29 protein-coding genes and 1 tRNA gene are annotated in these 26,575 nt (G+C 36.9%); 19 read left to right on the top strand and 11 right to left on the bottom strand.

Features of this window, described 5'->3' with window-relative positions; genetic code table 11:
* Positions 1-12: 12 nt before the first annotated feature.
* The 4 genes from prmC to O5635_RS08275 form a co-directional block, all read right to left on the bottom strand.
* Positions 13-876, bottom strand: a complete 864-nt coding sequence (gene prmC / locus O5635_RS08290) for a peptide chain release factor N(5)-glutamine methyltransferase (protein WP_052042762.1) — start codon at positions 874-876, stop codon at positions 13-15.
* Between the two features lie 18 nt (positions 877-894).
* On the bottom strand, positions 895-1,344 hold the full coding sequence (locus tag O5635_RS08285; protein ID WP_036901307.1) for an acyl-CoA thioesterase: 450 nt from the start codon (positions 1,342-1,344) through the stop codon (positions 895-897).
* A 159-nt stretch (positions 1,345-1,503) separates the two neighbouring features.
* Positions 1,504-1,653, bottom strand: a complete 150-nt coding sequence (gene psbM / locus O5635_RS08280; RefSeq protein WP_072013255.1) for a photosystem II reaction center protein PsbM — start codon at positions 1,651-1,653, stop codon at positions 1,504-1,506.
* Positions 1,654-1,801: 148 nt separating this feature from the next.
* A complete protein-coding gene (locus tag O5635_RS08275; protein WP_036901995.1) occupies positions 1,802-2,164 on the bottom strand; it encodes a 2Fe-2S iron-sulfur cluster-binding protein in 363 nt (120 codons plus the stop codon).
* 240 nt (positions 2,165-2,404) lie between these two features.
* Here O5635_RS08275 and psbB point away from each other — a divergent pair, with 240 nt between their 5' ends.
* The 9 genes from psbB (at position 2,405) to O5635_RS08230 (ending at position 9,747) form a co-directional block, all read left to right on the top strand.
* The gene (gene psbB, locus O5635_RS08270; RefSeq protein WP_036901308.1) at positions 2,405-3,928 is read left to right on the top strand and encodes a photosystem II chlorophyll-binding protein CP47; all 1,524 of its coding nucleotides are present in this window, start codon (positions 2,405-2,407) and stop codon (positions 3,926-3,928) included.
* A 33-nt stretch (positions 3,929-3,961) separates the two neighbouring features.
* Entirely contained in the window at positions 3,962-4,060 is a 99-nt protein-coding gene (locus O5635_RS08265) for a photosystem II reaction center protein T (protein WP_072013256.1), read from the top strand.
* A 194-nt stretch (positions 4,061-4,254) separates the two neighbouring features.
* Positions 4,255-4,728, top strand: a complete 474-nt coding sequence (gene nrdR, locus O5635_RS08260; protein WP_036901309.1) for a transcriptional regulator NrdR — start codon at positions 4,255-4,257, stop codon at positions 4,726-4,728.
* Between the two features lie 101 nt (positions 4,729-4,829).
* Positions 4,830-5,942, top strand: a complete 1,113-nt coding sequence (locus O5635_RS08255) for a 30S ribosomal protein S1 (RefSeq protein ID WP_036901310.1) — start codon at positions 4,830-4,832, stop codon at positions 5,940-5,942.
* 14 nt (positions 5,943-5,956) lie between these two features.
* Positions 5,957-6,733 carry an HAD family hydrolase gene (locus tag O5635_RS08250; protein WP_036901311.1) on the top strand — a complete coding sequence of 259 codons (777 nt, stop codon included), beginning with the start codon at positions 5,957-5,959 and terminating at the stop codon, positions 6,731-6,733.
* A gap of 41 nt (positions 6,734-6,774) precedes the next feature.
* The gene (gene metK / locus O5635_RS08245) at positions 6,775-8,007 is read left to right on the top strand and encodes a methionine adenosyltransferase (protein WP_269607451.1); all 1,233 of its coding nucleotides are present in this window, start codon (positions 6,775-6,777) and stop codon (positions 8,005-8,007) included.
* An 11-nt stretch (positions 8,008-8,018) separates the two neighbouring features.
* Positions 8,019-9,263, top strand: a complete 1,245-nt coding sequence (locus O5635_RS08240) for an FGGY-family carbohydrate kinase (RefSeq protein ID WP_036901313.1) — start codon at positions 8,019-8,021, stop codon at positions 9,261-9,263.
* An 86-nt stretch (positions 9,264-9,349) separates the two neighbouring features.
* Positions 9,350-9,422 (top strand) — tRNA-Phe (locus tag O5635_RS08235).
* Between the two features lie 103 nt (positions 9,423-9,525).
* Positions 9,526-9,747, top strand: a complete 222-nt coding sequence (locus tag O5635_RS08230; protein ID WP_036901314.1) for a hypothetical protein — start codon at positions 9,526-9,528, stop codon at positions 9,745-9,747.
* 8 nt (positions 9,748-9,755) lie between these two features.
* Here the strand turns inward: O5635_RS08230 and O5635_RS08225 are convergent, their stop codons facing one another.
* The gene (locus O5635_RS08225) at positions 9,756-11,213 is read right to left on the bottom strand and encodes a nucleotide sugar dehydrogenase (protein ID WP_036901315.1); all 1,458 of its coding nucleotides are present in this window, start codon (positions 11,211-11,213) and stop codon (positions 9,756-9,758) included.
* Positions 11,214-11,323: 110 nt separating this feature from the next.
* Here O5635_RS08225 and O5635_RS08220 point away from each other — a divergent pair, with 110 nt between their 5' ends.
* Genes O5635_RS08220 through O5635_RS08200 form a run of 5 tightly spaced genes read left to right on the top strand, consistent with a single transcriptional unit; the run spans position 11,324 to position 14,815 of the window.
* On the top strand, positions 11,324-12,712 hold the full coding sequence (locus O5635_RS08220; RefSeq protein WP_036901316.1) for an MFS transporter: 1,389 nt from the start codon (positions 11,324-11,326) through the stop codon (positions 12,710-12,712).
* A 12-nt stretch (positions 12,713-12,724) separates the two neighbouring features.
* On the top strand, positions 12,725-13,519 hold the full coding sequence (locus tag O5635_RS08215; RefSeq protein WP_036901317.1) for a phycobilisome rod-core linker polypeptide: 795 nt from the start codon (positions 12,725-12,727) through the stop codon (positions 13,517-13,519).
* A gap of 16 nt (positions 13,520-13,535) precedes the next feature.
* On the top strand, positions 13,536-13,724 hold the full coding sequence (locus O5635_RS08210) for a hypothetical protein (RefSeq protein ID WP_036901318.1): 189 nt from the start codon (positions 13,536-13,538) through the stop codon (positions 13,722-13,724).
* Positions 13,725-13,761: 37 nt separating this feature from the next.
* Positions 13,762-14,250, top strand: coding sequence for a phycobiliprotein lyase (locus O5635_RS08205; RefSeq protein WP_241462937.1), 489 nt, complete (start codon positions 13,762-13,764; stop codon positions 14,248-14,250).
* Positions 14,237-14,815, top strand: a complete 579-nt coding sequence (locus tag O5635_RS08200) for a chromophore lyase CpcT/CpeT (protein ID WP_036901320.1) — start codon at positions 14,237-14,239, stop codon at positions 14,813-14,815. Before O5635_RS08205 ends, O5635_RS08200 begins: the two co-directional genes overlap by 14 nt.
* A 20-nt stretch (positions 14,816-14,835) precedes the next feature.
* Here O5635_RS08200 and O5635_RS08195 read toward each other — a convergent pair whose 3' ends face one another.
* The gene (locus O5635_RS08195; RefSeq protein WP_269607449.1) at positions 14,836-16,122 is read right to left on the bottom strand and encodes a HEAT repeat domain-containing protein; all 1,287 of its coding nucleotides are present in this window, start codon (positions 16,120-16,122) and stop codon (positions 14,836-14,838) included.
* 184 nt (positions 16,123-16,306) lie between these two features.
* Here O5635_RS08195 and O5635_RS08190 point away from each other — a divergent pair, with 184 nt between their 5' ends.
* Positions 16,307-17,200: a HEAT repeat domain-containing protein gene (locus O5635_RS08190; RefSeq protein WP_036901323.1), complete on the top strand. Its 894-nt coding sequence runs from the start codon at positions 16,307-16,309 to the stop codon at positions 17,198-17,200.
* Positions 17,201-17,216: 16 nt separating this feature from the next.
* On the opposite strand, the gene O5635_RS08185 is transcribed toward O5635_RS08190, so the two are convergent.
* From O5635_RS08185 to O5635_RS08175, 3 genes are read right to left on the bottom strand one after another with little or no spacing between them, the layout of a single operon-like run.
* A complete protein-coding gene (locus O5635_RS08185; protein WP_036901324.1) occupies positions 17,217-17,831 on the bottom strand; it encodes a HEAT repeat domain-containing protein in 615 nt (204 codons plus the stop codon).
* 53 nt (positions 17,832-17,884) lie between these two features.
* Positions 17,885-18,352 carry a bleomycin hydrolase gene (locus O5635_RS08180; RefSeq protein ID WP_036901326.1) on the bottom strand — a complete coding sequence of 156 codons (468 nt, stop codon included), beginning with the start codon at positions 18,350-18,352 and terminating at the stop codon, positions 17,885-17,887.
* A gap of 46 nt (positions 18,353-18,398) precedes the next feature.
* Positions 18,399-18,947: a bleomycin hydrolase gene (locus O5635_RS08175; RefSeq protein ID WP_036901327.1), complete on the bottom strand. Its 549-nt coding sequence runs from the start codon at positions 18,945-18,947 to the stop codon at positions 18,399-18,401.
* 237 nt (positions 18,948-19,184) lie between these two features.
* On the opposite strand from O5635_RS08175, the gene O5635_RS08170 reads away from it, so the two are divergent.
* From O5635_RS08170 to O5635_RS08160, 3 genes are all read left to right on the top strand, one after another.
* Complete coding sequence (locus O5635_RS08170) at positions 19,185-19,394, top strand: hypothetical protein (protein ID WP_036901329.1); 210 nt, start codon at positions 19,185-19,187, stop codon at positions 19,392-19,394.
* 78 nt (positions 19,395-19,472) lie between these two features.
* Positions 19,473-21,920 (top strand): UvrD-helicase domain-containing protein, encoded by a 2,448-nt coding sequence (locus tag O5635_RS08165; RefSeq protein ID WP_036901336.1) that lies wholly within the window; start codon positions 19,473-19,475, stop codon positions 21,918-21,920.
* 25 nt (positions 21,921-21,945) lie between these two features.
* Complete coding sequence (locus tag O5635_RS08160; RefSeq protein WP_052042768.1) at positions 21,946-23,205, top strand: CCA tRNA nucleotidyltransferase; 1,260 nt, start codon at positions 21,946-21,948, stop codon at positions 23,203-23,205.
* Between the two features lie 24 nt (positions 23,206-23,229).
* Here the strand turns inward: O5635_RS08160 and selD are convergent, their stop codons facing one another.
* On the bottom strand, positions 23,230-25,419 hold the full coding sequence (gene selD, locus O5635_RS08155; protein WP_036901337.1) for a selenide, water dikinase SelD: 2,190 nt from the start codon (positions 25,417-25,419) through the stop codon (positions 23,230-23,232).
* On the opposite strand from selD, the gene mtnP reads away from it, so the two are divergent.
* Entirely contained in the window at positions 25,405-26,367 is a 963-nt protein-coding gene (gene mtnP, locus O5635_RS08150; RefSeq protein ID WP_036901338.1) for an S-methyl-5'-thioadenosine phosphorylase, read from the top strand. The genes selD and mtnP overlap by 15 nt on opposite strands.
* Here mtnP and O5635_RS08145 read toward each other — a convergent pair.
* Complete coding sequence (locus O5635_RS08145) at positions 26,364-26,561, bottom strand: photosystem II reaction center protein J (RefSeq protein ID WP_036901339.1); 198 nt, start codon at positions 26,559-26,561, stop codon at positions 26,364-26,366. The two genes, mtnP and O5635_RS08145, sit on opposite strands and share 4 nt — an antisense overlap.
* Between the last annotated feature and the right edge of the window lie 14 nt (positions 26,562-26,575).

The raw sequence follows: 26,575 nt of genomic DNA, 5'->3' as shown, positions 1-26,575 counted from the left end.
AGATTTCATATCTCAAGGATGACGTCCAAATGCAAATCTTCGCACCCCTTCAATATCTTTTTGAAAATCTACTTCTACTAAACCAGCTTCTAGCAAATAATCTAAAGCTCTTTGACTTTGATCAAAATGATGCTCAAAAATCAACCATCCACCAGAACATAATCCTTGCATAGCCCCATCGACAATTACGCGAATAGATTCCATGCCATCCATACCACCATCAAGTGCAACATGAGGCTCATGATCTCGAACTAAAGGATGAAGGGTCTTTAATAATGAGTTTGGAATATAGGGAGGATTAGCTATGACTAAATCAAGCTTCCCCCAAATAGGTCTAAGTGGTTCCCACCAATTCCCTAAAAGCAAATGAACCTTTGAGGTTTTAATTAAACTTTCTAAGTTTTTTTTAGCTAAACGCAAAGCATCATTACTGCAATCCACTCCATAGCCAGACCAATTGGGCAATTCCTTAGCCAACGCTATAGCCAATACTCCAGATCCAGTACCCAAGTCAGCCCAACAACCATTACTAGTATCCTGAAATTTTTGCAAAGCTAATTCAATTAATATCTCTGACTCTTGGCGAGGAATTAATACTGAAGAATTCACTTGAATCTCAAAATCTCTCCAAGGACATTTACCAACAAGATGCTGCAAAGGTATTTGTTCTTTTAAATGTGTTTCCCAAATCAAAGAAAGATCTTCTAAAGATTGAGCGAGAATATAGTCACCATTCTGAAATATCTTGACCTTTTGAAGAGCATCCCAGCCTAAGCCAGCGCCTATATCAAGCAACCAATCCAGATCTACTGCCCTGCCTCCTCGAGATAACTGGTCTATTCTCCAAGCCAAGATTTCTTTTGATGAAAACAACATAACTAATTTCAATCAAAGCTATTGAGAAGGCCCTTCTTGAAGTTTTCTTATTGCTGCAGAAAGAAAAGAAGGATATTTCCTTACCAAGCGAGTTCCTTTCTTATCTAGTCTTGTAATAACTAATTCCACATAAGCCTTAGCAGAAATAATATTTCCATTTTTCAAAAAATTTGTTTCCCATGGAACTCGAAGTCCTGTTTTGCCTAAAACTGAACTTTCCATTATTACTTCATCTCCATGATGTAATGAGGAGATATATTTAATCTTAAGCTCAATAACTGGCAATTCAAATCCTTCCTTAGAAAGATCTGAATAAGACAATCCAGTCTGAGCTAAAGCCTTAATTCGAGCTTCTTCAAGCCAATTCAAATAAGAGCCATGCCACATAACACCTGCATGATCGGTGTGCTGAGGCAAAACTTTTTTCGAAAGTTTCCAAGGCTTTGCATTTAAGCCTACTAAACCCATGTCATTGCTCTGGCCTTAAAAGTGTCTAAATCTAATTAGATTAAAAGGGCTTTTGAAATCCTGTAGATAACAAATAAAAAGTATTAAAGGGATGGCTAGCAACCCTATGCAACTATTAATCCATTAATCAAGAGTTTTAAGACTCCTAGGCCTGCAAAATTATTTAGGGCCTAGCTTCCCTTTGCCGGAATCTGAGAAAAAGCTTGACTTCTCTCCATCACTTGTTGATATAAAGAGACCTATTAGGAAAATCGTTGGGACTCCAACGAAAAGCAGACTGGCAATAAAACCGAAATTGGTGGTTTCCATGAACTAGAGAGCTACGAGGACTGCGAATCAATTAAACGAACTATATAGGGATAACCACTAACTAAAGAGAAGAAATCTTTGCAGCATTAGATGTTGTAACGAGAAAAAATGAAACCTCATCAAATTTTTCACATGTAAGGCTGAAGGATCACTTAGGCAAAACCTCTTCAATTGCTTGTTGGATAAGAGCTTTTGAATTTGAGGGAGGTGCCTGAGGCTTAGTAAGTATGGCCAACGAAGATTTGACAATGCACTGGCAGGCCAGTCTCCAATTTGATGGTCTATTCCGTAATTTTATTTTCTCAACCTCAGTCAAAGGTGATAAAGAATCTGATTTTCCACCCTCTACAGATATAAAGCAGGTAATACATTGCCCACATCCGCCACAATTGCCGAGAGTTCCTTTTAAACCATAGAGCTCTAGTCCCTCTCGAAGGGCCAATTCTCTTAGATTTTCTCCAGGTCGGCAAGAAATATCCCTACCTTCTCGAATAAAACGAACGATTGGCATGGTTAACAAAAGAACAAAGTCCAATATCAATTTAGACATGAGAAGGTCGCAAACGTGGCTAAAAACCTAGATAAAAAGAACATTTAACTAGGTTTTACCCTGCCAAAAGGGGGCTCACATATTTTTTGGAATATCAACAGTCGTTGCAGCTACGTGCAACCTTGACCTTGATTGCCTTCAGACCAATTACGATCATCGGGTCTAGCTGCATTAAGCAGCTTCCTTTTTTGAACCTTACCCATGGGATTGCCCTGGTATCGGGTGCACACAGTCGTAATCAACGACCCCGGTCGTCTTCTGGCCGTGCACCTCATGCATACAGCTTTGCTAGCCGGCTGGGCCGGCTCCATGGCCCTATATGAATTGGCCATATTTGACCCTTCCGATGCGGTCCTCAACCCTATGTGGCGCCAAGGCATGTACGTCATGCCGTTCATGGCCCGCCTAGGTATTACTGGTAGCTGGCAAGGATGGGACATCACTGGAGCAACTGGAGTGGACCCAGGATTCTGGAGCTTCGAAGGTGTTGCTGCAGCACATATTGTTTTCAGTGGTCTTTTAATGCTTGCTGCCGTCTGGCACTGGACTTATTGGGACCTTGAACTTTGGGAAGATTCAAGAACTGGTGAACCAGCTCTTGACCTTCCAAGAATTTTCGGCATTCACCTTCTACTAGCAGGTCTTACCTGTTTTGGTTTTGGTGCATTCCATCTATCCACAGTTGGCATGTGGGTCTCTGACTCCTATGGCCTATCTGGTCATATTGAACCTGTTGCTCCCGTATGGGGTGCAGAAGGGTTTAACCCCTTTAGCGCAGGGGGCATAGTTGCCAACCATGTTGGAGCTGGTCTCTTAGGAATTATTGGTGGCATTTTCCATATCACCAACCGTCCAGGAGAAAGACTCTATAGAAACTTAAGGATGGGAAGCCTAGAAGGTGTACTTGCTAGTGCGCTTGCTGCGGTTCTTTTCGTATCATTCGTAGTTTCTGGAACTATGTGGTATGGATCAGCCACAACTCCTATTGAATTATTTGGTCCTACTAGATACCAATGGGATTCTGGTTACTTCAAGACAGAAATAAACAGAAGAGTGCAAACAGCAATTAATGATGGTGCTTCAAAAGCAGAGGCATTTTCATCAATTCCTGAACAACTTGCTTTCTATGATTATGTAGGAAATAGTCCAGCTAAAGGTGGATTATTCAGAGTAGGTGCATTAGTCAATGGAGATGGAGTTCCTACTGGCTGGCAAGGTCACGTTTCTTTCTCAGATAAAGAAGGCAATGAACTTGAAGTCAGAAGAATTCCAAACTTCTTTGAGAACTTCCCTGTAATTCTTGAAGATAAAGATGGCAATGTCAGAGCTGACATACCTTTCCGTAGAGCAGAAGCCAAGTACTCTTTCGAGCAAACTGGAATCACTGCAACAATTTATGGAGGGGAGCTAAATGGACAGACATTTACTGATCCAGTAGTTGTTAAGCGTCTTGCACGCAAAGCTCAACTTGGCGAATCCTTTAAGTTTGACAGAGACCGCTACAAATCAGACGGTGTTTTCAGAAGCTCTCCAAGAGCATGGTTCACATATGCTCATGCTTGCTTCGGATTGCTCTACTTATTTGGCCACTGGTGGCATGCAGCAAGGACTCTTTACAGAGACACCTTCGCTGGTATTGATCCTGACCTTGGCGATCAAGTTGAATTTGGTCTCTTCAAAAAACTTGGAGACGAATCAACCCGACGCGTCCCAGGGCGTGCTTAATTTCAAGGAATCCTTAGCCTCTATTTAATCCCTATGGAAGCCTTTTCTTACACCCTCATACTGACTTTGGCAGTCGTAACATTGTTCTTCGCTGTCGCTTTTCGCGATCCACCGAAGTTCGATAAAAAATAAACGCCAAAAAAACCCTGCTACAAAGCAGGGTTTTTTTTATCTTTTTAGAAATGACAAGTAAAAATAATTCTTTTTTCTTTGATGAATTTCCTAAGAATTTGTGAAATGTATATAAATTAAATGAACCAAAGTCTTCTCATATACCAATTCATTGTATAAAGTAATATCAAATACACTTTAACTACAAGGGCACTATGCAATGCCCCTCTTGCCAAAACACAGATAGTCGTGTTCTAGAGTCACGTGCTGCCGATACAGGTAAAAGCGTCAGAAGACGAAGAGAGTGCCTCAACTGCGATTTCCGTTTCACAACTTATGAAAGAGTGGAAACAGTTCCTATAACAGTAATAAAGCGAAGTGGTTCTAAAGAGACTTTTAGCAGAAGTAAATTATTAAATGGCCTAGTAAGAGCTTGCGAAAAGACTACTATTGATAATCAAAAAGTAGAAACAATCGTAGATGAAATCGAGTTACAACTTCAACAAAGGAATATGAAAGAAGTTCGGAGTGAGGATTTGGGTGAAATGATTTTAGGCCAACTCAAAGGTATTAACGAGGTTGCCTATATCCGTTTTGCTTCAGTATATCGTCAATTTAATGGTATTAATGACTTTGTAGATACTCTAGAAACTTTTAAGCCAAGCAAAAAATTAGCAACTGTTGGCTAATAATTACACTTTGATCTGTAGAGTGTTGTACTAACTCCTTCCGGTTGGCGGGCCTAAGGAGAAATTTTTTCGCATTGCCATAGGCATACTGCCTTCAAAACATGACTGAAACTACTCCAGGAACTGCTCAAGAATTAGATGTAGCAGATAACTCTACGGAAAATCTTGAAAGTGCCGAAGTAGCTGCAGTTGAAAATAATGACCAAGTTTCTGAAGAAGGTATTACAGAGGAAACATATATCTCTGAAGAAATACCCACTGCAGATGACCCTTCTAGCAGAGTAAAAAAATATGATTTCAATGGTGCCGGATTTACCCTTGAAGAGTTTGATTCACTATTAAGTAAATACGATTACAACTTTAAGCCAGGGGACATAGTTAACGGAACAGTTTTTGCGCTCGAAACGAAAGGAGCAATGATTGATATCGGTGCCAAGACAGCTGCATTTATGCCAATGCAAGAAGTTTCAATTAATCGAGTAGAAGGCTTGAGCGATGTGCTTCAACCTTCTGAGATTAGACAGTTCTTCATAATGAGTGAGGAGAATGAGGATGGACAATTGTCATTATCAATTAGAAGAATTGAATATCAGCGTGCATGGGAGCGTGTTAGACAACTCCAAAAAGAAGATGCAACAATTTATTCAGAAGTATTCGCCACAAATAGAGGTGGAGCTTTAGTAAGAGTAGAAGGATTAAGAGGATTTATTCCTGGATCTCACATAAGTACTAGGAAAGCAAAAGAAGAATTAGTGGCTGAATTTCTTCCTCTTAAATTTCTTGAGGTCGATGAAGAAAGGAACCGATTAGTACTTAGCCATAGAAGAGCTCTTGTGGAAAGAAAAATGAATAGACTTGAAGTTGGAGAGATTGTTGTAGGGGCCGTTAGAGGAATAAAACCATATGGAGCTTTTATTGATATTGGTGGGGTAAGTGGATTACTTCATATCTCAGAAATCAGTCATGAGCATATAGAAACTCCTCACTCTGTTCTTAATGTCAATGATCAAATGAAAGTCATGATTATTGACTTAGATGCTGAACGTGGTCGTATTTCTTTATCAACAAAAGCGTTAGAGCCAGAACCAGGAGATATGTTAACGGACCCTCAAAAGGTATTTGATAAAGCTGAGGAAATGGCAGCAAAATATAAGGAGATGCTACTTGAGCAAGCAGAAGAAGGTGAAAACCCTATCGCATCTATGGAAATATAATTAATTGCAGCAAGATGCCTCAATTACTTCTTAGAGGCGAGCCTCTTGGCGTTGTAAAAGGTATTTTATTTGATAAAGATGGGACTCTTGTAAATAGTGAAAAGCGTTTAAATAGGCTTGGCAAAATGAGAATTAATCAAGCCGTTAGACTTTACCAGTCGCAAAAAAAACCTCTTGAAAAAATTTTAGAACTCAGCAAGTTCCTCAACTTAATCTATGGGATTAATTCCCAAGGAATTGATCCCACAAGTTCTTTAGCAATAGCTTCTCGAAAAGATAATTTAATTTCTACAGCGACTATCTTCTCTCTAATTGGTGAAACCTGGCCAAACTCTCTTCAATTTGCTAATCAAATTTTCAAATCAGCGGATAAAGCTATTAATGAAATTTTTTCCGAAGATTACTCAGATCAGATACTACCTGGAGTGTTGGAAATTCTTCAAATCCTAAAAAGAAAAAATATTTCTTTGGCTTTAATAAGCAATGACACAAAAACAGGACTTATTGCATTCTTAAAAAAGAACAAGCTAGAAAAGACTTTTACAGGTCTTTGGAGCAGTGATGACCTGCCTAAAAAACCTAACCCACTTGCAGTAAGCAATCTTTGTAAGACTCTAAAGTTAGAAGCTCAAGAGTGCGCCCTAGTAGGCGATGCTGACACTGATCTATTCATGGCTAAACAAAGTAAAGTTAAAATTGTCCTTGGATACACTGCAGGATGGTCCCAGAAACCTCTCCTATATGAATATGACCATCTAATTCATCATTGGGATGAGTTAAATATTCAGTAAAATCATAAAATTAATACTTGGGAAATCAGAACAAAGACTTAATGAGCAGTTTCGTATTTACTTCCGAATCAGTTACGGAAGGTCACCCAGACAAAATTTGCGATCAAATAAGCGACGCAATCCTTGATGCTTTGCTTGAGAAAGATCCTGCCAGCAGAGTTGCTTGCGAAACCGTTGTAAATACTGGCTTATGTCTAGTTACAGGAGAAGTAACGTCTTCAGCTGAAGTTGATTTCATTAATCTCGTAAGAAGTGTCATAAAAGAAATTGGTTACAAAAATGCCAAAGCAGGGGGATTTGATGCAAACAGCTGCGCAGTACTCGTAGCACTAGATCAGCAATCGCCAGATATAGCTCAAGGTGTTAATGAAGCTGAAGATCAAACTGAAGACCCTTTTGACAAAGTAGGAGCTGGAGATCAAGGCATAATGTTTGGCTATGCGTGTGATGAAACTCCCGAATTAATGCCTTTACCAATTAGCCTGGCTCATCGACTTGCAAGACAATTAGCAAAAGTTCGCCATGAAGAGACGTTGAAATATTTACTGCCTGATGGCAAAACTCAAGTCAGTGTTGTATATGAGAATGACGAACCAATTGCAATTGATACAATCCTAATTTCAACTCAGCACTCTGCTCAAATTGACAATATCTCCAGTGAGTCAGGCATTCGGGATCGGATTACTAAAGACCTATGGGAATATGTTGTAAAGCCTGCAACAGCAGATCTAAAACTACAACCCAGTCAAGAGAAAACAAGATTTTTAGTAAATCCCACCGGTAAGTTTGTCGTAGGTGGTCCACAAGGAGATGCAGGCTTAACGGGCAGAAAAATTATTGTTGATACTTATGGTGGCTATGCAAGACATGGTGGTGGAGCCTTTTCAGGTAAAGACCCAACCAAAGTAGATAGGTCTGCAGCTTATGCAGCCAGGTTTGTCGCAAAAGCAATCGTGGCAGCTGGTTTAGCCAAAAGAGCTGAGGTGCAATTAAGTTATGCAATAGGAGTAGCTAACCCAGTTTCAATACTTGTTGAGACGTTTGGGAGCGGAAAACTTTCAAATGAGGATCTAACAAACTTAGTAAAAGAAAACTTTGACCTTCGACCTGGAGCAATAATTCAAGAATTTGGATTAAGAGAACTTCCTAAAAAAAATTCAGGCAAGTTCTATAGGAATGTCGCTGCTTATGGGCATTTTGGGCGACCAGATCTTGATTTACCTTGGGAAAAAATAGAGGGCAAAGTAAACGAACTTTTACGCCGCCAAAGTTAAACAATTAACAGATGAAAGACGATCAATTAGCCATGGGAATAGACCTTGGCACTAGTGGGGTTCGGATTGCAATTATTAATGCTCAAAAAAAACTTATTTATTCTTCTTCGGAAAATTATCTGACTGAGCTGAAGGATTGCAATGAATGGGTAAAGTGCATTAGTTTGTTAATTAAAAATACACCTAAAAAGCTTAAAAATAAAATCTCAGCCTGTGCAGTCGATGGTACTTCGGGAACATTATTAGCATGCGATTCTCAAGGGAAACCATTAGGACCTGCAATACCATATTATATTTCTCTGGATGATATAAAAGAGAGCGTACCTAAGAAGGCTGGCAACAACAAAAGCAAATTAAATTCAACACCAAGCATCTCTAAAGCAATTTATCTGGTAAACAAATATGGAAGCAAAATCCTCTTGAGGCATCAAGCAGATTGGATAATTGGTTGGCTAGCAAATAATTGGGAGTATGGAGAAGAAGGGAATAATCTTAAACTTGGTTGGAACTTATTAAGCCAAAAATGGAACGAAGAAATTGGAAAATTAAACCTTGAGAATCATCTTCCTAAAATTATACCTAGCGGTCATTCTATTGGAACAGTTTCTGAATCAATAGCAAAAGCGCTAGATCTCCCACAAAACATGCAAATAATTTTAGGAACTACGGATTCAAATGCAGCAATTCTTGCAAGCAACCCAGATTTCGATGATGGTGTAACTGTTTTAGGAAGCACAATAGTAATTAAACGGTTTGTTAATAAACCAATGCAAGAGCCAGGGGTTACGAATCATTTCCTTGGAGGGCAATGGATAGCTGGAGGAGCTTCGAATGCTGGGTGTTCAGTTCTAAAGCAATTTTTTTCTGATAAAGATCTGATGGAGTTAAGCAGACAAATAGATCCAGAAATAGATAGTGGCTTAAATCTCCTTCCCTTAGCATGCAAAGGAGAGAGATTCCCTGTTGAGGATCCAAATTTAGACCCCATTCTCGAACCAAGACCAATCAGTGACTCTCTATATTTACATGGGCTTCTTGAAGGAATGGCGAATATAGAGAAAAAGGGTTGGTCTAAATTTAGAGATCTAATTGGCAGCAAGCCTAAAAGAATAATCACTATCGGAGGAGGAGCTCGGAACCCTCAATGGCGTCGAATAAGAGAAAGGAAAATAGGAATCCCAATTGTGAGTTCTAATAGGCAACCGGCTGAAGGTGTGGCATATCTAGCAATGCAAGCAGTTAGGAAGCAAAGATAAATGCAACTCAAATTCAATAGGTTGGGAACAACAAAGTTATATGGTCCTATTGCTGATATAAGATCAAGAAGTAGCCATTGCGACAAGCCGGGATAGCTCAGTTGGTAGAGCAGGCGACTGAAAATCGCCGTGTCCGCAGTTCAAATCTGCGTCCTGGCATTTTAAAGTGTTCACACAATTTATCAATCCACTTAGCTAAAGACCTTTTTCTTTCAAGGGAAAGTGTTAATTAGGTAGCATTATCAAAAAATGGTTAATTAAAATGCAGAGCAAAAATAATGTTTATAACAATGCTGATAGTTTCTCAATGGCTTTTGATGATGCATGGAAAACCCATCAGTTTCAAAAGCAAAGTGAATTATTAGTAGACGAAAAAATTAATGAAATACTCAATTTGATTAAAGATCATCCATTCCTCAAAAATTCACGTGCCGAAGCTATAAAAATCGCAAAATTCCGTATTCGATTACTTAATTTAAAGTGATTAAGACTCTAAGAGTCTAATTCTGATCCATCTCCTACCCGCCAGAATTGTAATCCAGCAGATAATACTTTTTCTGAATTAATTATTGATCTTGCATCAAATACCCATGCAGGATTTCTCATTTTTGTTGCAACTAATGGCCAATCAATTTCAGAGTATTGGTGCCATTCCGTCAAAATCAACACTGCATCGGCCGCTGAACATACTTCATAAATATCTTCAGAAAACCACCATATCCCTTCCATTGAATTTTTATTCAATTCAATATTTTTCAAATTAGCCCTTGCCTGTCCCAAGTCACGCTCTATTTGACTAGGGCTAACTTTTGGGTCATGAATAGAAAGTAGTGCTCCCTCATCCAATAAATCTTTAGCAATATTAATAGCAGAAGACTCCCTAGTATCATTTGTATTTGCTTTAAAAGAAAAGCCAAGTAAAGCTATACGTTTACCAGACAAAGTACCAAAGAGTTTTTTAACTACTAATCTTGATATGCGATGTTGATGCCATGTATTTAATTCAACTACACCTTCCCAAAAATCAGCAACTTCTGGCAAACCAAAGTGTCGCGACAAATATACAAGATTAAGAATATCCTTTTTAAAACAACTACCACCAAATCCAGGGCCTGCATCCAAAAACTTTGACCCTATTCTACTGTCAGTTCCTATCGCTCTGGCCACCTCTCTAACATCGGCTCCAGTAGCTTCACATAAAGCCCCTATAGAATTAATAGAACTAATTCGCTGGGCCAAAAAGGCATTTGCTGTTAGTTTTGCCAACTCACTACTCCAAATATTAGTTCTTAAGATCTTCTCTTCAGCTACCCAATGCTTATATATCCAAGCTAATGATTCAATAGCTTGTTTACTTTCACCGCCAATCAAAACTCGATCAGGATTCTCTAAATCCTTGATAGCACTCCCTTCTGCTAAGAATTCAGGATTGGACAAAACATCAAATGTAGATGGGTTCAAAATGTTGCCCAAAGAAGACTGTGCTGCTTCGAGAATAGTTTTAATTACTTCTGCAGTCCTTACTGGCAAAGTACTTTTCTCAACAACAATCGTATGTTGCTTCGCAAACTTTGCTACTTGACGAGCACAAGCCTCAACCCAACGAAGATCACTTGCCTTACCAGCTCCCAGGCCTTTAGTTTTCGTAGGAGTATTTACAGATATAAAAACCATATCTGCTTGAGCAATAGCATCTTCAACATTTATAGAAAAAAATAAATTCCTATTTCTTGCTCGACTTATTACTAGATCTAAACCGGGTTCATAAACTGGTAATTTACTGAGATCAGAGCTATTCCAGGCATCAATTCTTGCTTGATTAATATCAACAACTTTTACTTGTATGGAGGGGCAGCGATCTGCGATCACAGCCATTGTGGGGCCCCCTACATACCCAGCCCCTATACAACAAATATTCTGGATCTTAGTGTTCGAAATAGGCTCTATCATTTGATCACCTTATTAAAGCAATACATTATATATAATGAAATTTAAAACAATTAATTCTATAAATACTAATCTGTTGAGAAGAAATCATACCTATTGATACTGAGATTACCTTGGAAAACTCAACTCATCTGCCCCCGATAAAGCTTGCAAGGTTGAGCTTATTCCAAGGATGCTTGGGGTGTCTAGCAGTAATTTTTGCTGGGATGCTGAATCGAATAATGATTTCTGAACTTGCTTTCCCCGCAATACTGGTAGGAGGAGGACTGGCCTTTGAACAATTAGTGGCACCTTCACGAGTCCTTTTTGGCAATATTTCTGATCGATGGCCCATCAAAGGAAAAAAAAGAACTCCCTATATATATATTGGAACTGCTTTATTTTGCCTACTTGCAATTCTTTCGATCCCAGTAATATTTATTACTAATAATGCCTTAAGTAGTGGTTCAACTCCAGCGATAGTCTTAAGCGCCCTCGGATTATGTTCACTTTTTGCGCTATATGGGTTAGCCATTTCAATGGCTACAACCCCTTATTTAGCTCTAGTCATTGACATTACCAATGAAAAGGAAAGGCCTAGAGTGGTTGGAATTATCTGGTGTATGCTAACGATTGGAATAGTCGTAGGTGCGATAGCAATATCAATAGCAACTAAAGGTCTTGATGGAATATCTGACCCATTGATTTTGCAGACAACCCTGCAGAAATTTATGCTTCGAGTCGGTTTAATTATCTTTGCAATTTCAATCATTTCTTGTCTAGGGATTGAAAAAAAAGGTACAAAGCAAATACATAGTAAAAAAAATGAAGCCAAGGAAATTGGCCTTAAAGAAGCTTGGGCATTGATATTATCTAGTAAGCAAATATTTATATTCTTTAGCTTCCTAATTTTTTATACATTAGGTCTTTTCTTGCAAGATCCAATTTTAGAAAGTTTTGGAGCTGAAGTTTTTAGTTTACCAATATCTAAAACAACATTACTAAATGCATATTGGGGAGTAGGTACACTCATAGGACTTTTAATTGCAGGCCTATGGATAACGCCTAGGATTGGGAAGTTCTCAACTGCAAAAATTGGTTGCTGGATGATAACATCATCACTAATTTTATTAGTCTTGAGTGGTTTTGTTAAAAATGAAAACCTACTATTCGGAGTATTATTCATATTTGGATTAGCAGCGGGTATAGCTACAAATAGTGCACTATCTTTAATGCTTGATTTAACTTTACCGGAAGTGGCAGGCACATTTGTAGGGGTATGGGGACTTGCACAAGCGCTCTCAAGAGCTATGGGCAAGTTACTAGGAGGAGGCTTGCTGGATATTGGAAGGGTTATATCAGGGCCTGAAAATCCATTAATAGCATTCTCATTTGTATTCTTTTTAGAAATAATTATAACTATTATTGCAGTATTAATACTGGACAAGGTTAGTATTAAAAAATTCAAACTTGATACTTCATCAAAAATGGAAAATATACTTATGGCAGATCTGGATAATTGATCAATCTCTTAAATGAAACATCTTACTAAAAATTCTTTCGAAAGAATACTTTCAGGTATAAACACCAAGCATCCAATCAGCTATGGTAAAAGTAGAGTGGCGGGAAGTAATCAGACTACTTATTATATGCACTCAAAAAGTGCTTGTATGCCAGGCCAACCAACTAAATTCAAGGAAAACTTATATTCAGGCTTAAAACCAAACCTAATATCACTTGAGAATACTTTTACTAGATTATATAAACGTGAGAATTATCTAATTGAACAAAAACCAATTGGTAAAAAGTATATTACAGATAATATTGAGGCTTTTACTTATCAAGTATATACACCATATGACGACTCTTCACTAAAAATTGCAATAACTGCTTGTTATAAACAAGTTTATGGAAACTTGTACCCAATGGATAGTGAAAAGTCTATAGACTCTGAAAGACGACTCCGGAATGGAGATATCTGTATTAGAGATTTTGTAAGAGATCTTGCTAAGTCAAGTTTCTACAAATATCACTATTTTACAAAAGTCAGTCAGATTAAATGCTTAGAAATGAATTTCAAGCATTTACTTGGACGGCCAATCGTTGATCAAAATGAGCTAATAAACAATATAGAGTTGATTAACTCTTATGGTTTCGATAATCATATTGATTCAATTATAGATTCAATAGAATACCAAGAGTTGTTTGGTGAGGATGTAGTCCCTTACGAGCGATTTTGGGACTCCCCTATAGGGGCTAGGACATCAAGCTTTATAAAGACTGCTGCCTATCAAAAGGGTTTTGCAACTAGTGATAATCTAAATTGTTGATGCAAGAAACATTAGAATGACTATAAAGAGACCTAATTCGAACAAAAAACCAGGGGATCAATCCGCTCAAACTCCATCCGGCAAAGAAGTTCCAATGGCAATGTCAATGATGGTGGATTCAATGGTAAGAATGATTCAACAAGGTAGTCATCCAGATTTAAGGGCTGGTAAAGAAAAAGCTTTAAATACTGAAGATGAGGATTGAGCAATTTGTCGCTCAAAGCCTAGGCAAATGGAAGTCAATGAGAAGCAGCCATTCCCTAGCTTTCAAGCAATTTGAAGACATTGTCAGTACTATTTCAATTGAATCTTTAACTAGTAATAATCCCAATGTCAAAAAACTGGCTGAGGAGTACAACGCTCAAACTGGAACTATTAAATCCCCTTTTAAAATAAGTTGGAATCCAGATAGTGATTGGGGAAATAATGATCTAGAAGGCAACATGCAAGGATCAACTATATTAGTTCCTATAATAACTGGGAAAGAAAATGGGATTATTATTCGAAGCATTGGCTATACCGAAAAAGTAAAAACCATATCTAAGTTTAATTTTTTAGATGATGGCACCTTGATATTATCAACGGAATATAATCAATCTTTTGCAGAGGAAAAGATATGGTTTCAAACCGATAATTTTCGATGCAGGTCATCTATTGTTAGTACAACAAAAGGGTCAGGGATATTGCAATCTTCGTTCTGCTCTGAAGTAAGAATTAATGAATCTAAGTAGATTAGATAACTTTACTAGAGCATTTACCGGTCACTTTAGTAATAAAGAGCAAGCAATTAATAGTCCAAAAGACTTTGCACATATTGATATATATGTAAGAACGCTTCCAATTGATTTATTTAATGTGCCTAGTTTTTATTCCGAGCAAAGTTTCAACTACAGTCCATGGTCGCCATATCGTCAAGCTGTACATAAATTATATTACGAGAATAACACTTTTTTATTAAAGAATTTCATGTTGACTAATTCAAAAAAAGTTGCTGGAGCTGGATTCCAAAGTGATTTACTGAAATATATCGAAGCAGGTCAAATAAAAATTAGAAATGGTTGCGAAATGGAATTTACCGAATTAGATAAAGGTCATTATATAGGAAAGCTAAAGAATTGTAAGAAATGTATCATACAAAAGGATGGCAAAGAAACTTATTTAATAAGCCAAGTGGAGATAAATAAACATAGCTGGGTGAGTATAGATGAAGGATTTGATATAGATACAAATGAAAAGATTTGGGGTTCGATATCTGGTGCTCTTAAATTTGTCAGGCTAGAAGAAAATATTGATTAATATTTTCTTAATTAAATAATCTAGAACTTAGAAGCAATCTGTAAAGCCTTTGCTCGTACAAACCTATGACTATCTCGATTAAGAGTTTGGATAATTGGAGAAAATTCTATTATTTCATCTAGATTAAATGAGTCTTCAATAGACATCAATACAGCATAGCGACAAGCCCAATATGGATTATTTTTTTCATCTAGCCAATTAGGTATATAATCTTTGCACATAGCTTTGTCTATCATCATTAAAGATATAATTGCTGAAGGCCTAAACTTCATAAACAAAGGCCAATTATTTCCTAAACAAGAAAATAAGAACTTTTTAATTTTATTTTGATCATGTTTTTCTAGCTTTCCTATGTCTCTAAAAAGCATTGTCAAGAAATAAATCGAGCCATAATCTTTTGTCAATTTATCCCATAATTTCTTTAAGCAAGGTAATAGATCTCTGATATCTTTGGTCATCAAAATTTCTATTGCGCCATAAGATTTTGCAAAATCTGTATTGAGTAGCTGATTGATCAAATAATTTACATCTGTAGTGCTTCCATAATGGTATAAATTAGATATCTGACTTGGATTATCAATTAAAACTCTATTAATAAATTCTAGAACATTAATTCCCTGATTCTTCTCAGGTGACAAATCTTCAGTGAATAAAGAATTAATTGCACGGCATTTAAAAAATGGAGATATTGGAGCTTCTAGAACTCTTGGAAGAAGATTTATACTATTGGAATCTATAATATCTTGAACAGCAGATTGTCTATCATTCTGATTTGAAGATTTCAAGAAATCCTGCAATTGATCCAAGCAAGATTTGTCTCCTATCAATTTTGAGAATGCTGCTATACATGCACCTTTCGCAGCTTGTGATGCAATTGGATTATTAAAAAAATCTCTTATTATATGAATTTCAGATTTTGCTTCCATTTTGACAAGTGCTTGAATTAGAAACCTATGATTTTGATTTGGCTTACAAAGTAAAGAACTGACTTTTCTAACAAAGGCTTTATCTCGGCAACCAAGTTCTTGCAATGACCATATGGTGCTTTCTACAGTATATGGATCAGGACTATCTAAATAAACTCTAATAAAAGGCATTGCCCGCTTACAATTTAATTGAGCTAAAACTTCTATCGCTTTTCTTTTTGCAATGTGTATAGGCTGCTCAGAAGATTGATTGTTAAGAAAGAAAATAAGTTTTTCTTCGGTTTCAAACCCTGGGTATTTAGCTAAATGAAAAATTGCTTTGTAATAGTCACTTGAAAGTTTCAAGCAATTAACTGGAGTGTCTAAAATGCTAAAAGCCAAATCTTTAGGAAGACAAGGCAAATTATCAAACAAGTCTGATTTCATATATAAATCAGATTTAATTCATATAACTAATTTACTAATTGCATAGAAAGCCTCTCGGAGGAATTTACAAAGCTAAATGCTTAGCTAGAGCTTTTAGCAATGCCTAACACACCATAATAGAATTAGAATTATTTGAAGTTTGAACGAAAGCTTCCTGTCCTCAATTAATACTCAAGAATTAAGCCTTACTGCCGACGAGGCTGCGACTCTTGCCAAAGAATTGACTTTAAGTCTTAAAAAAGGTCAAAAGCTTGAAGGAACTGAAAGTCAAATCAGAGCGCTTATAGCAGGGCTTGCAGACCAAAGAGGCCTGCTTAGGAGAACATTCTCTGAAAGTCTTGGATTAATAGGCCCTAAAGCCTTACCTCAACTTCGCCAAGCATTATTAAATAGTAAGAATGTAACCGTGAGGAGAGCTGCCGCAAAAACACTTAAATTAGTTGGTGATCCAGAAGCATTGCCCGACCTACTTAAAGCATTACTAAATGATGAGGATCCTGTTGTGCAAGGATCTTCAGCAGGAGCTATAGCAATTTTTGGGGGAACAGCTGTTGAATATCTAGTCAAAGTGCTAGAACACCCTCAAAGTTCTTCAACACAATGTGGGCTTGCACGATGGGGACTCGCTTTTATTGGGGCAAAGGGATCTAAAGAAATCAAAAAAGCTGCTAAGTCAAAAAATCAACTTGTTAGAGCATCTGCAATTGCTGCACTTGGAGATCAAATAGAAAACTTAAACGATAGAGATGCAAAGAATATTGTTAAGGAAGCATTAAATGACCCCTCGTATGAAGTGCAAATTGAAGCTATAAGGTTAATTAATTTCTTTCAACAAGAAGAATGGTTTTCAAGAGCATTAATTGACAAATTAAATAGCGATAATAATGAAGTTAGGAAACAGACAGCGTTATCACTAATGAGATTTAATGCATTAGGTCAGGTTAGCTATCTACAGCAAAGATTAGATAAAGAAAAAAATATAGAAGTGATTAAAATTATTAAACTTGCCATAAATAGTCTAACTAATATCTAGAAAAATAAGATTTAAATCAATTAGATTCCAAATTTGATAAAGCATATATTGCACTTTCTCGCAAAATTAAGTCTAAAGCCGAATCATCTAGTAATTGATTCAAGCAATTTATTGATCTAGTATCAGAAATCTCTCCTATTGCTGTAATAGCAGCCTTAGAAGCAAGAATATTATCTGTATTAATTGCTAATTTTATAAGCATTGGCAGTCCTTTTTTCCCTAATTGCCTTAATAAACAAATAACGGAAAGGATTATTTCAGCTGAATCTTCTTTTATTGCTAATTCAATGAGACTAAAGACCTTAGTAAAAAAGTCATCTGTATTATTATTTGCTGCAAGCTTAATTAATACTTTTAAACAGCTTACTTTTAAAACAACTTTCTCTGAAGATATAAATAAATTCATGATAGGCTCAACAATTTGTATACCAAAGGTCGAGAGGAATTTCACGGATTTTCTTCTAATTTGAACATCATCACTATCAAGATTATTTGTTAGGAACAAAATCGTTTCTTTAGGCCAATAAGCCCTCATCTGCAAGCAAGCTTCTTCATTAAGATTTGGATTTGGATGCCGGAAAGCCTCTAATAAAGCTTCAAAATCAGCTTTTTTTTTAAATAACCGATTCATAAAAAGGAATTTCTTTTTAGAAATTTCCTAAAGATTCTTCAAAAATATTATTCTCAGGCAAGTGCATTAATCAAATAATCCAACAAAGCCTTAAACTCTGTTGCAGCTTGCTGGCCCATCTCACCTGGGATATCTATTTGATCTCTAACAAATGAAAGGGCCTCTACATATGCTGCAGTAGGTAACATCTGAGCTCTAATTACTTCTCTCATCCCTGCGATACCCCATTCGTCTAAAGGACCTGTTCCGCCTGTAACCAAGCAATAATTAATCAACCTCAAATAGTGATTTATATCTCGTGCACACTTATCTTTATTTGCCTGGTCGTAAATCCCAACTCCATAGACTTGATCTAATGCAGCTGAAGTATATTTATCTATATAAATGGAAAGTTTTTCAGCTGCTTCTAATCGCGCAGGAGCCCTATCAAAAGAGCCTTTAACTGACTCCAAATCGCTAATTGTAGGAAATCTGCCAGCAGCATCTGCTGAAGAGAGTACTGTGGTGACTGCTGATTTCATTTCCGCTTTCTTTAAAAAAGAATTGAATTAAGTAAGAATTAATCAGTTAACTGAGGGCACTGATTACTCTGTCAAAATAAGATGCAGCTTCTGAGGCTATATCCTGACATTGAGCTCCTGTTCCTGAATTAATGCCATCAAACATTTTTCTACCGGTATTTGTTTCAGTCATAATTGCAACGGTGGCTATTTTCATTATTTCTATTGCCCTAATTGCACTAGCGATAGGGACACCCAAAGCTATATAAGTTTCTTTCAAACCATTAATACATCTGTCATCTAGGATCGAAGGGTCTCCAGCAAGCAAAGCATAGCTGACATATCTCAATATAATTTCTCCATCTCTAAGACAGGCAGCCATACGTCTAGTGGGGTAGCAGTTGCCACCTGGCTGAGTCAAACCAGTATTTTCGCATACGATTCCTGATACAGCGTCAGCTGCTATACAAGAAACGTTTTGAGTAATAGCAAGTGTTGCATCAATTCTTTTGTTTGCATCCGCTACGTATTTACGTAGAGAAGCAAGTTCAGCACTTCCAATAGGTGAGCCTTTGGAATCAGCACTAACTACAGCACGTGAGAATGCATCAAGCATCTGAATGTCTTTAAGCCTTGTCTGTGATGTGATTAAAGTGCTTTTGATCCGTAAGGAAAAGCACCAATAACCAACCTAACTCTTCTACTGGCACCTCCAACGAAGTGAATTGATCAACGCAATGCTTCGTAACTGAAGTTGATAAGAAAAAGCCCGACTTAACTCAGTGCCTGAAATGAAAACCAATCCAATCCTTCGCGTGATTATGGGTTACCCTCCTAATAAGTCTATGAAGCCATGACTGAACCGAACATCCAAGAGCTGAATAAATCCATAGAGATGCTTACCGTGTATAGGGATAGGCTTAAGGAAGAGATAACCGTTATCTCGCAAAAGCTTCAAATTCCAGAAAAAAAAATAAATTCCACACTTAACGAAAACACAGAGTTAACTAATCTACAGAGAGTGCTTGATCAACTTATAAAGCAACGTGATAAGTCAAATTAACGCAGACTTCCACAAAGATTTCCAATGGCTATATACAACAATAAAAACAAAATATTTCACATGAAGGTTTTATAAGTAATGGCAAATAAAAAACAATCTGGTTTTCTTTTTGGTCTCAATGAAGAACAATCAAATGCTGTCAACCATCATGAAGGTCCTTTACTGGTTGTAGCAGGAGCGGGAAGCGGCAAAACTAGAGCATTAACACACCGTATTGCCCATTTAATAAGTGAATACAAAGTAGATCCTTATGAAATTCTTGCTGTGACATTCACAAATAAAGCAGCAAAAGAAATGAAAGAAAGATTAGAGTTGCTTCTAGCAAGAAGACTTGCAGAGAATCAATTAGGACAGCCATGGTCAAGCATAAGAGATGTTGAAAAGAATCAATTCAGGACTCTTATATATAGAGAAGTCACAAAGAACCTTTGGATTGGAACATTTCATTCATTATTTTCAAGGCTTTTAAGATTTGATATTGAAAGGCTTATAGACAAGGAAGGTCTTAGCTGGACAAAACACTTCTCTATTTATGATGAGAGAGATGCACAAAGCTTGATTAAAGAAATTATAATTCAGGATATGAACCTTGATCCAAAGAGGTTTGAGCCAAAAAAAATCAGATGGTCTATCAGTAACGCCAAGAATTTAGGAATATTACCTGATAAATTTGCTGAGAAGGCAGAAGGTCAAAGAGATAAGTTAATAGCTCAGATATATAGTCTTTATAGAAAAGCATTAGCAGCAAATAATGCTCTTGATTTTGATGATCTTCTTTTACTACCAGTTCAACTTTTACAACAAAATAAAGAGGTCAGATCTTATTGGCATAATCGTTTTAAACATCTGCTCGTAGATGAGTACCAAGATACAAATTGGACTCAATATGAATTAATTAAGCTTTTAGTAACCAATGGAATAAGTCCATCTTTATTTACAAATTGGTCAGGTCGTTCTGTTTTTGTTGTTGGAGACGCTGATCAGAGTATTTATAGTTTTCGCGCAGCAGATTTTAGAATACTTATGGGTTTTCAAAACGATTTTAGTAACAAAGATCCAAAGTCAAAGAGTTCTAATATTATCAAATTAGAAGAAAACTATAGGTCAACCTCGACAATCTTAGATGCTGCAAATTCATTAATATCAAACAATAAAGAAAGGTTGAAAAAGACTTTAAAAGCTACAAGGGATTCAGGTGAAATGATAAAACTTACAAGATGTGATGATGAAATATCTGAAGCAGAATCTGTAGTCCACAGACTTAGGTTATTAGCAGCATCTGACTCGAACTTAAAGTGGAAAGACATTGCTATTTTATATAGAACTAATGCTCAGTCCAGAGTTATAGAAGAATCACTGGTCAGATGGAGCATACCTTATATTGTCGTAGGAGGATTAAGATTTTACGATAGGCGCGAAGTAAAAGATATTTTAGCTTACCTGAGGCTTTTAATTAACCCCTCAGATAGCGTTAGCTTGCTAAGAATTCTAAATGTACCTAAGCGAGGTATAGGTAAAACAACTGTTCAGAGATTTAGTGATGCATCTTCTCAACTAGGTGTTCCATTATGGCAAATTGTTAGTGATCCAGAAGCCATTAGATCTTTAGGGGGTAGGTCTGCAAAAGGCTTGTTAAAATTTAAAGAATTAATCGAAGATCTCAATTCATATTTAAACAATAGTGAACCGTCTAAACTGATCCAATTAGTCATGGAAAAGAGTGGTTATATTAGCGAACTTATTGCTGCTGCAACTGATGAAGCAGAAGAGCGACGGAGAAACTTACAAGAACTTGTAAATGCTGCGCTTCAATATCAAGAAGAAAACGAGACCTCTGATCTGGAGGGTTTTTTAGCTACAGCTGCTTTATCAAGCGACGCAGACAATACAGATATTGTCAATGATCGCGTTACTTTAATGACCTTGCACAGCAGTAAAGGTTTGGAATTTCCAATTATTTGCCTTGTAGGTTTAGAGCAAGGACTGTTTCCTAGTTATCGCTCGCTTGATGATCCAGCTTCATTAGAAGAAGAAAGAAGGCTATGTTATGTCGGTCTTACAAGAGCACAAGAAAGACTGTTTTTATTTCATGCAAATGAAAGAAGATTATGGGGAGGCATGAGAGAACCTGCTGTAGCATCTATTTTTCTCTCGGAGATTCCAACAAAGCTTTTAGAAGGAGATATTCAATTAAATGGAGGGACAGCTTTAAGAAGGGACAGACATCTTGAACGTCTAACTAGAGTGGATCGAATAGGACAAACAAATAATTCTTTAAATATCGAAAAAAGTTTTCCAAGCAATGCTGTTAGACGAAAAAGTTCAAATCCTTTAAAGGGAAGGTCATGGTCTGTAGGAGATAAAATTGAGCATGCGGCATTTGGATCAGGAGAAGTAACGCATATTTTTGGAAGTGGTGAGAAAATGTCTATTGCTATTAAATTCAATGGCATGAGTCCAAAAATCCTTGATCCAAGACTTGCACCAATAAAACTAGTAGAAGAAAATTCAGATCCTACTAATTAATAAATTTTAAGTATAAGATAGTTTTATGGATAAACCGATAATAGAAATCATTAGTCCAGATTTTTTAAATAAGTTGCCAGGATTACCAAAAAATTTTTTATCAATTATAAAAATTTCTGCTAAAGAAGCATCTATAAAACGTATAGGGATAGTCGGAGGTGTGATAAGAGATCGAATTATTTATTGTACTCATAAAAGTACTTTAGGCAAATACAAGGATATTGACTTTGTAATTGAAGGTTCAGCAGAAGAGTTTGCAGAGGTTTTGCAAACTAATCTGAAATCAGAAAAAGTCTCAATTGCTCAAAGAAATTCTATATATCAAACAATTCAATTAATAATTAATGAAGTGAGGTTTGATTTAGCTACTGCAAGGAAAGAAACTTATCTATTTCCTGGCGAGAATCCCAAAGTTGCACCTTGCAATATTAAAGAAGATCTAAGAAGAAGAGATTTTTCAATGAATGCTCTTTGTTTAGAGCTCCTAAGTAATCATTTGATAGATCAATACCAAGGTCTAAATGCCATTAGGGATAAAAAAATTGAATTTATCCATGCTAAAAGTGTTGAAGAAGATCCAACTCGAATATTTAGAGCTGCAAGATATGCTGGTAGGTTAGGTTTTGAATTAGAGTCAAAATCATTAGAGCAGGTTATATCAACATTAAATATCTGGCCTTGGAATTGGTCCGATAAAGATTGTCCAAAAAGTGCACCTCCTGCATTATCATCAAGGCTTCGTATGGAATTAGATATTTTATTAGAGGATGAGCCTTGGGAAAATTGCATAAGGAAATTACAAGATTGGCAGGCCTTAGTTTTATTAGATGAGGACTTGCAAAATGATTGCTATTGGCAAAAACGTATTAAATGTGCATTTAAATTACATTTAAATCCATTAATAGCTTTTATATCTGCTGCTAAAAAACCTACTTTACTAGCTCAAAGATTAGGTTTAAGTAAACACCACATGGATTGCTTAGCACAAGCTATGGAAATCAAACAAGAAGTTTCAATAATTCAAAAAGAAAATAATTTTTCTTCTTGGAAGCCATCCAAATGGTGCAGCCTAATAGAAAACTCTAACTGGCAGAGAGATTCAGTTGTAATAGCCATATGCCTAGGAGTTCCTTTGTGGAAGCCATTATTTAAATGGCTAAAAAAGTGGAGGTTAGTTAAATCAAAATTAACTGCAAAAGAACTTTTGAGTAAAGGGTGGGAACCTGGCCCAAAAATCGGGCAAGAATTAAAACGGCTGAGAGATTTAGAACTAGACAATAGATAATTGTCTTACGCTTATTTTATAGATTTAAACTTGATTAACAAAGCCAATTTGAATCCAGTTAGTATTTTTTATAAGCTTGTGTGCATCCTCTTGAGAGCAAGCTATTACTAAAGGGCCACATGTTTGCGGATCTATAATTAATTCCTTGATTCGTTGATGTTCATAACTCTCTTTAGGAATATCAGCTAAATCCAAATAAATTGAAGGATTTAAGTTCTTTGAAGGGTGTAATAAAGACAAGAAACTTCTGTTTGAATCTGCGAATGTGCTGGTAATGCCTTTTCTTAAAAGATTATTGACACCTTGCAAAGCAGGTATTGATTTTGCATTCAAATAAATTTGCAATTGTTCCTTACCAATAGCTGATCTTGCATGATTACTAGAAGAAAGCATCTCATTGAGATGACCTAGTAATCCAAATCCCGTTATGTCAGTACAAGCATGTACCAAACCAGGGAAAGTTCCACCTAAATCTTCTTTGAGATAATCATTGCGCAAAATCATGTGTTGACTTTTACTCATTTGATCCAATGCCGAATCAATATCTGCAATCAAAGTTTGTCCTCTCATTGCACCTGCAAACAAAATTCCGCTGCCCAAACTCCTGCTAATTAAGAGTGCATCATCAGGTTCCAGGCCATCTTTTCTTAGAGGAGATTGATTAGATGGCAATTGACCATTAACACAAAGTGAAATTTCTATTCCAAGAGTTATTGGATCAGAAAGCTCACTCCTTGATTCAAAGGTATGTCCCCCTACTAGCCGAGCAGATTGGGGTTCAAGAGCAGATTGAATCCCTGAAATACATTGAACAAGAAGTTCTTTCTGCAAAGAAGAACTCACCTGTGGAAGAGTTATAACAGCCTGTGCAGAAAACACAGAAGCTCCAGTCGCCCAGACATCAGAACAAGCATGTAATGTTGTCAATCTGCTATTAAGCCAAGGGTCACTTAGCAATGCTGGGAAACCATCAACCGTTTGAACAATATTTTCTCCCTTGTTAGAGGTAGTAATTAGAGATGCGTCCTCGGGACTCTGTGCCAAGTGATCTAAATCAGCCTCTAGCAAAGCTTCTTTTAAAGTTGAAGAAGCAATTTTGGAGGCACAACCTCTGCATAGCAAGCTTGCTGTTTCATTGTGTTCCTCCATGGACCTCGAAGAATTAAACATTGCAATAAACCGACGATCTATTAACTCCTTAACTTTCCAAAACAAAAAATTAGGGCCCACCAGAATCGAGCCCCAAGAAGCCCAAGCAGATGGAAGGGTTTTTATAGAATTACTCCCTATTAATTGCAAAGCAAATTTCCGAGGCTTCCATGACACAACTCTTGAACCTCTGCAAAATTTTTCTAAGTTCAAAGCAAGAGGTCTTGCTGATCTAACGGCCCAAACACCAGAAGGAGGTCTCTCTTGATTAACAATCACTGCGCAATCACCGGCTGCAAAAATATTCGGATGATTAAGAACTTGAAAAGTATCCTTTGTTAAAACTCTTCCAACACTATTTAGCTCCAAGCCCGCCTCTTTAAGCAATTGATGAGGCTGGCTTCCTGTGCAAAGCAATACAGGTCCTTCTGTAATATCTTGAGGCTCAATTAAGCGAATATTTTTTGCTGATAAATCCTTAATATAAGATCTTTTTAGTTTGCGTCTATATGCTTTTAATTGCAATTCCCTTAGCGGCCATCTTTTACGTAAAGCCAATGCTATTTCAATAGCAGCATGGCCAGAGCCAACAATAGTTACAGGTTTAATCTCTTGACTTACAGGATCTTCATCTAACTTTTTTATCCATGCAAAAGCTTTACAAAATGGCTTTATTTTACAAATACTATTATTTGTAAAATGCAAATTACTTTTATAATTAGATATAGTTTCACTGCCAATATCTAGGCTAATAGTAGAAAAATTTATGGGATTTCTGTTTGTTAAAAGTAAAATTTTACGATGAGGATCTAATGCTTTTATTTCAGCTAGTACAAATGAAACACCTGCTCTATTTGCTAAAGAAAAAAGATCTATTGCGGCATCATCAATCTTATATTTACCAGAGATCACACCAGGGAACATACCTGAATAGATATTCGTGCTATTTCTATTAACCAATGTAATTAAACCCTTGGGCCTTAAATGGGGCTTTAGCACCCAACGAAGCAAAATAAGTGCATGGGTATGACCACCACCAGCTAAGACCAAATGATCAGCAAACATTTTTCTTCAGATTTTCATGAAAAAGGATCTGCTACCTGCCATTTAAAAAATTCCAGGCTTGGAGTTTTAGGAGGGAGTGGTCTTTATTCAATCAACAATTTGGAAAATATAAAAGAACTTGATATTCAAACTCCTTATGGAGCACCTTCGGACAAATTAAGATTGGGCACTCTTGGAGGGATGGAAGTAGTTTTCCTAGCTCGACATGGAAGAAATCATACATTTACTCCTACAGGCGTCCCTTATCTTGCAAATATCTGGGCTCTACGTTCATTGGATGTCAGATGGATACTCTCACCATCTGCAGTTGGATCGCTCCAAGAACAAGTAAGGCCTCTAGATATGGTAGTACCTGATCAATTTATTGATAGGACTCATCAAAGGCCTTTAACCTTTTTTTCAGAAGGCGTAGTGGCCCATGTCACTATGGCTGATCCTTTCTGCCCAAATCTTTCAAGATTACTTACAGAAGAAGGAATTAAATTGATGCCTGAGGGACGTCAACTTCATAAAGGAGGCATTTATCTTGCAATGGAAGGGCCTGCATTCTCTACTCGTGCCGAATCAGCTCTATATAGGAGCTGGGGCTGCAAGGTTATTGGAATGACTAACCATACAGAAGCAAGGTTGGCAAGAGAAGCAGAAATTGCCTATGCATCAATAAGCATGGTGACCGATTATGACTGCTGGCATGAACGGCACGGGGATGTAAATGTAAATATGGTTCTAGATAACCTTCAAGCAAATGCTCAGGTTGCAAACACAATAGTAGAAGCAACCGCTAAAATAATTGCTGAAACAAGACCTAAAAGTGAGTCTCACTCGGCATTAAAGAATAGTTTGTTGACAAACAAATATAAGGTCCCTAAAGAAACCTTCAAGAAAATCAATTTATTTACTAAAAGCTACTGGGGAAACTTCGAGGAAGCTTACAAAGAAGGGTCCTAAGCAGAACCAACACCTGTGTAAGAACCATAGAAAAAGATCCCTAGAACAAAAATTACCGCTATGCCACCAGCAGTAGCTACTAGCCATAAAGGCAAAGTACCTTCTGTCCAGCGTCTTTCCCATGAAACAGCAGGTCTCCCATCGGAAAGCCTGTCTGGGATGCGGCCATCAGGTCCCTTTAATTTTGAGCTCATGATTAGAGAAAGGT

Origin of the sequence: Prochlorococcus marinus str. MIT 0919, assembly GCF_027359375.1 — a bacterium.
Lineage (GTDB): Bacteria > Cyanobacteriota > Cyanobacteriia > PCC-6307 > Cyanobiaceae > Prochlorococcus_D.
The sequence above is the reverse complement of the archived record's forward strand: the minus strand, read 5'-3'. Positions and strand labels throughout refer to the sequence as shown.

Coding starts and splice junctions, on each gene's coding strand:
- O5635_RS08230 (WP_036901314.1), top strand. CDS start 9,526: ATGCAGAGCAAAAATAATGTTTATAACAATGCTGATAGTTTCTCAATG.
- metK (WP_269607451.1), top strand. CDS start 6,775: ATGAGCAGTTTCGTATTTACTTCCGAATCAGTTACGGAAGGTCACCCA.
- O5635_RS08205 (WP_241462937.1), top strand. CDS start 13,762: ATGAGAAGCAGCCATTCCCTAGCTTTCAAGCAATTTGAAGACATTGTC.
- O5635_RS08225 (WP_036901315.1), bottom strand. CDS start 11,213: ATGATAGAGCCTATTTCGAACACTAAGATCCAGAATATTTGTTGTATA.
- O5635_RS08255 (WP_036901310.1), top strand. CDS start 4,830: ATGACTGAAACTACTCCAGGAACTGCTCAAGAATTAGATGTAGCAGAT.
- O5635_RS08265 (WP_072013256.1), top strand. CDS start 3,962: ATGGAAGCCTTTTCTTACACCCTCATACTGACTTTGGCAGTCGTAACA.
- O5635_RS08250 (WP_036901311.1), top strand. CDS start 5,957: ATGCCTCAATTACTTCTTAGAGGCGAGCCTCTTGGCGTTGTAAAAGGT.
- psbB (WP_036901308.1), top strand. CDS start 2,405: ATGGGATTGCCCTGGTATCGGGTGCACACAGTCGTAATCAACGACCCC.
- selD (WP_036901337.1), bottom strand. CDS start 25,419: ATGTTTGCTGATCATTTGGTCTTAGCTGGTGGTGGTCATACCCATGCA.
- O5635_RS08180 (WP_036901326.1), bottom strand. CDS start 18,352: ATGAAATCAGCAGTCACCACAGTACTCTCTTCAGCAGATGCTGCTGGC.
- O5635_RS08185 (WP_036901324.1), bottom strand. CDS start 17,831: ATGAATCGGTTATTTAAAAAAAAAGCTGATTTTGAAGCTTTATTAGAG.
- O5635_RS08285 (WP_036901307.1), bottom strand. CDS start 1,344: ATGGGTTTAGTAGGCTTAAATGCAAAGCCTTGGAAACTTTCGAAAAAA.
- O5635_RS08200 (WP_036901320.1), top strand. CDS start 14,237: ATGAATCTAAGTAGATTAGATAACTTTACTAGAGCATTTACCGGTCAC.
- psbM (WP_072013255.1), bottom strand. CDS start 1,653: ATGGAAACCACCAATTTCGGTTTTATTGCCAGTCTGCTTTTCGTTGGA.
- O5635_RS08170 (WP_036901329.1), top strand. CDS start 19,185: ATGACTGAACCGAACATCCAAGAGCTGAATAAATCCATAGAGATGCTT.
- O5635_RS08210 (WP_036901318.1), top strand. CDS start 13,536: ATGACTATAAAGAGACCTAATTCGAACAAAAAACCAGGGGATCAATCC.
- mtnP (WP_036901338.1), top strand. CDS start 25,405: ATGATCAGCAAACATTTTTCTTCAGATTTTCATGAAAAAGGATCTGCT.
- O5635_RS08145 (WP_036901339.1), bottom strand. CDS start 26,561: ATGAGCTCAAAATTAAAGGGACCTGATGGCCGCATCCCAGACAGGCTT.
- nrdR (WP_036901309.1), top strand. CDS start 4,255: ATGCAATGCCCCTCTTGCCAAAACACAGATAGTCGTGTTCTAGAGTCA.
- O5635_RS08215 (WP_036901317.1), top strand. CDS start 12,725: ATGAAACATCTTACTAAAAATTCTTTCGAAAGAATACTTTCAGGTATA.
- prmC (WP_052042762.1), bottom strand. CDS start 876: ATGTTGTTTTCATCAAAAGAAATCTTGGCTTGGAGAATAGACCAGTTA.
- O5635_RS08275 (WP_036901995.1), bottom strand. CDS start 2,164: ATGCCAATCGTTCGTTTTATTCGAGAAGGTAGGGATATTTCTTGCCGA.
- O5635_RS08240 (WP_036901313.1), top strand. CDS start 8,019: ATGAAAGACGATCAATTAGCCATGGGAATAGACCTTGGCACTAGTGGG.
- O5635_RS08175 (WP_036901327.1), bottom strand. CDS start 18,947: ATGCTTGATGCATTCTCACGTGCTGTAGTTAGTGCTGATTCCAAAGGC.
- O5635_RS08160 (WP_052042768.1), top strand. CDS start 21,946: ATGGATAAACCGATAATAGAAATCATTAGTCCAGATTTTTTAAATAAG.
- O5635_RS08165 (WP_036901336.1), top strand. CDS start 19,473: ATGGCAAATAAAAAACAATCTGGTTTTCTTTTTGGTCTCAATGAAGAA.